Annotated in this window: 1 protein-coding gene; it reads right to left on the bottom strand. The window is 77.6% G+C overall.

The genetic code is table 11. The annotated features are described in order from the left end of the window. Positions 1-36: 36 nt before the first annotated feature. On the bottom strand, positions 37-1,724 hold a 1,688-nt coding region (locus tag GPJ59_RS36015; protein WP_219672328.1), incomplete at its 5' end, for an acyltransferase domain-containing protein.

The raw sequence follows: 1,724 nt of genomic DNA, 5'->3' as shown, positions 1-1,724 counted from the left end.
CGCCGCAACAGCCAGCGCGAAGGTCCGTGGTGAGCGTCAGGGGGGTAAAAGAGCCGGGGTGTGAACGCCAGGCGGCCGGCAGCCCGCCTCGTCGGGGGCGCCGAGGGTGAGCTGGAGCTGGACGCCCCCGTCCTCGGGCAGTACCAGGGGCGCCTCCAGCACCAGTTCCTCCACGCGCGGGCAGCCGGTGTCGTGGCCGGCGTGCAGCGCCAGTTCGAGGAACGCGGTGCCCGGCAGCAGGGCGGTGTCCCGCAGGGCGTGGTCGGCGAGCCAGGGGTGCTCGGAGCGGGAGAGCCGGCCGGTGTACAGGACGCCCTCGGTGCCGGGCAGGGCTACGGCGGCGCCGAGCAGGGGGTGGCCGGAGCTGCCCAGGCCCAGCGCGGCGGCGTCGCCGGCCCGGGCCGGGTCGCGCGGCCAGTAGCGGCGGCGCTGGAAGGCGTACGTGGGGAGGGCCACGGGGTCGCCGGCGTCGCGGTGGCCGGCCAGGGCGGGGGCCCAGTCGGCGTCCACGCCGTGGACGTGCGCGGCGGCGAGGGCGGTGAGGAAGCGGGCGCTGCCGCCGTCGCCGCGCCGCAGGGTCTCGCCGACGAACGCCTCGGTGCCGGCCCGGTCGAGGGTCTCGCCGAGCGCGACCTGGAGCACCGGGTGCGGGCTGATCTCCACGAAGTGGGCGTAGCCGTCGGCGGCGAGCGCGCGGACGGCCTGGTCCAGGCGTACCGTCCGGCGCATGTTGCGGTACCAGTAGTCGGCGTCCAGTCCGGTGGTCTCCAGCAGGCCGCCGGTGACGGTGGAGTAGTAGGGGACGGCCGACTCGGCCGGGGTGACGTCGGCGAGCAGGTCCAGCATCCGGTCGCGGACCTCCTCGATGCGCGCCGAGTGGCCGGGGGTGTCCACGCCGGGCACCTGACGGGCCCAGACGCCCTCGGCGGTGAGCTGCCCGACGAGTTCGAGGACGGCGGGGCGCTCGCCGGCGACGACGACCGAGGCGGGGCCGTTGACGGCGGCCACCGAGAGCCGGCCCTGCCAGGCGGGCAGCCGGTGGGCGACCTGTTCCTCGGGCAGGGCCACCGATGCCATGGCGCTGGTGCCGGACAGCTCCAGCAGGGCCTGGCTGCGCAGGGCGACGATCTTGGCGCCGTCGGCCAGGGAGAGAGCGCCGGCGACGACGGCCGCGGCGACCTCGCCCTGGGAGTGGCCGACGACGGCGGCCGGTTCGACGCCGCAGGCCCGCCACAGCTCGGCCAGCGACAGCATCACGGCGAAGAGGGCGGGCTGGAGGACGTCCACGCGGTCGAGCGGGGGCACGCCGTCGGCGCCGCGGAGCACGTCCGTCAGGGACCAGTCCACGTACGGGGCGAGCGCCGCCTCGCACGCGGCGACGCGGGCGGCGAACACCGGTGAGGAGTCGAGGAGTTCGACGGCCATGCCGGCCCACTGGGAGCCCTGGCCGGGGAAGACGAAGACGGGCCGGGCGTCGGACGCCGGGGCGGTGCCGGTGACGACGGACACACCGTCGGCGCCGGGGACGCCGGGGACGGTGCCCGCGTGGGCGTCGGCGGCGGCGTCAGCGGCGTCGGCGCCGTCGGCCAGCGCGGCCAGGCCGCGCAGCAGCGCCTCCCGGTCGGATCCGAGGACCACCGCGCGGTGCTCGAAGGAGGCCCGGCCCCGCAGCAGGGCGAGGGCCACGTCGCGCGGGTCGGCGGCAGCACCGTCCGGGGCCGGGG

Source organism: Streptomyces bambusae (assembly GCF_019400985.1).
Lineage (GTDB): Bacteria > Actinomycetota > Actinomycetes > Streptomycetales > Streptomycetaceae > Streptomyces > Streptomyces bambusae_A.
The sequence above is the reverse complement of the archived record's forward strand: the minus strand, read 5'-3'. Positions and strand labels throughout refer to the sequence as shown.